3 protein-coding genes are annotated in these 2,041 nt (G+C 47.2%); 2 read left to right on the top strand and 1 reads right to left on the bottom strand.

The annotated features are described in order from the left end of the window. The coding region (locus tag EKM98_RS12215) for a hypothetical protein (RefSeq protein ID WP_225418589.1) at window positions 1-234 on the top strand (234 nt) is incomplete at its 5' end. Here the strand turns inward: EKM98_RS12215 and EKM98_RS11950 are convergent. Next, a complete protein-coding gene (locus tag EKM98_RS11950) occupies window positions 231-725 on the bottom strand; it encodes a hypothetical protein (RefSeq protein WP_125982754.1) in 495 nt (164 codons plus the stop codon). The two genes, EKM98_RS12215 and EKM98_RS11950, sit on opposite strands and share 4 nt — an antisense overlap. A gap of 251 nt (window positions 726-976) precedes the next feature. Between EKM98_RS11950 and EKM98_RS11955 the strand changes: the two genes are divergently transcribed. Next, window positions 977-1,579, top strand: a complete 603-nt coding sequence (locus tag EKM98_RS11955; protein WP_125982755.1) for a hypothetical protein — start codon at window positions 977-979, stop codon at window positions 1,577-1,579. Window positions 1,580-2,041: the final 462 nt, after the last annotated feature.

Here is a 2,041-nt window from a genome sequence, read left to right on the forward strand (position 1 = left end):
GACCGCCGGCGACAAAAAGAAGCTGGCCCAGCTCAACGAGCTGTACGCCAGCAACAACCAACGCATTGCGGCCGCCGAAGCATGAATAGTGAAAGCGTACCTCGAACAGTTGAAGTCGACTTCGCGATGACGATGTGCCCAAACAAACAACAGAGCTCCCTACTTGCTTCACAAAAAAAGGCCAGGCATAATAGCCGAGCCTTCCGCATTACGAAAACTTCAAACTGGCATTAGAATGTGTAAATACCAGATGTTTTCTTGGTCGCCACTCTCGTTTTCCCAATCTGCGTAGTTTTACCGTTATGCGTCTTAAACACCGAAACTTCTTTTCTCATTTCATAGTGCCGCAGTGGGTCCCCACTCGCTCGCTTGGTATCAGCAGCCAACTGGCGATAGTAAAAATTGGTTTTTACAATTAGGTCATCACCGTTGTTCATCGCCGCAACAATGCCCGAGATCACACCGACACCACCAGCAGCCAAGGCCGTACCGCCCGTTATTAACGTTCCAAGGGCTGTGCCGATTGCGCTAGTCGTAATGCTTTTGAAGTTCCGACTCCTTACGGTCGAAAAGTCCTTTACTTTGGTCCAGGCCGTTGGGTACTTGGTAGCAGCCTGCACAACCTGTATCTCCTGTGTTCCTGGCAAGGCCACAAAATCTAACACAGTAGACGAAGCTATAATTAGGCCAGAAGCCATAACGGTGAGCGCACGATTAATTTTCATAACATTCATCCTCACTCTCTGAATTTCTCTCAACTGTGAAAGGAGAAACACATGTCAAAACTGAGTTTCCGACAAATTGCTATCATACGTTTCGTCTTAGCCGTGATAGTTGTGGGTATTTTCCTATGGGTGTTCGGCACTCGTGGCAAGATGCTTTGGATCTTACTCCTTCTGTCATCTACCATATCTGCTGTGACCATCACCATACCAGCAATTATCAAGGGTAAAAGGTCGTTATGAAAAAGCATCTGTTGTCTCAACGTGCTCTTATTCTGGCCGTAAGCTCGTTTACTTTGCTTTTATTATCTAGTCCCGTCAACGCTCATGCAGCAACCACCGCGCCTGCAGTACCGGCAGCAGAAACGGCTGTGATTGACACAGCTAGTGAGAGCTTTGAAACTGTTTCGCAACTGCCGGCAGCATCATTTGAAAATGATCTAATTCCTGGGACCGCTGCTTATACGCAGATGTTTCTTGCCCGTTCAAAAACTCATCCCAACAGCATTGCCGACTATAAGAGTCTAGGCTACAAAAACATCAAATACAGCAAGTGGTCTGGCGTTACCAAAATGCCAAGCACTAAATCGAAGCGCGTTGCCTCTGCGGTCGCCACATTCCTAGCAGGTTCCTTTATCAAAAAAGCCGCAATTCCTCTCGGTCTATATGCAATCGCCCAGGCAACAGCAACACAGCACGCAGACATTTGGCCAACGGTCAATACTCGTTGGATTACTGCTACTTCACCAAGAGGAATTAGCGTGATTATCGGTGAAGAGTCAATCACAAAATACTATACAAACTCTTCACGGACTAAGCTTCTAAAGACAATTCATCACACTGTATTCGTAGGATAAGAGGGGAAGCATTTGAAACTCAGATATTGGTTAAGCTTAGTATTTATAGTTTTACTGATCCTGCAAATTGAATTCGAGTTCAGTCTATGGCTTTTCCTGCCTGTAGCTATTCTGCTTCTGCTCGTAATACTCTACTTGCAGCTCATCAAAAACGAGTGAATCATGCGGCACCGGTATCTGGAAATTAAGCAATAAACTGACAGCCTAATCTACATCGACACGCAGCATTCAGCTGCGTGTCCTTTTTGTTGCCATTCGCGAGCGAGTGGCAATGCTTTTTGAGGTCGTTTCGCGAGGCGAAATCGACCTGCACTTTGACCCCGTTTTGCTGAGGCAAAATCGGGGTGCATTTGAACTTCCGAAGGGGGGCAAGGGGGGGAAGCGGAGCGCCCCTCTTGCAAGCGGCAAGGGCAGACAATGCGGAGCATTTGTCTAGCACTTGCACTGCTTGCCATCAAGGTG

Origin of the sequence: Loigolactobacillus iwatensis (genome assembly GCF_003950295.1) — a bacterium.
In the GTDB taxonomy this organism is placed as follows: Bacteria; Bacillota; Bacilli; order Lactobacillales; family Lactobacillaceae; genus Loigolactobacillus; species Loigolactobacillus iwatensis.

Coding starts and splice junctions, on each gene's coding strand:
- EKM98_RS11950 (WP_125982754.1), bottom strand. CDS start 725: ATGAAAATTAATCGTGCGCTCACCGTTATGGCTTCTGGCCTAATTATA.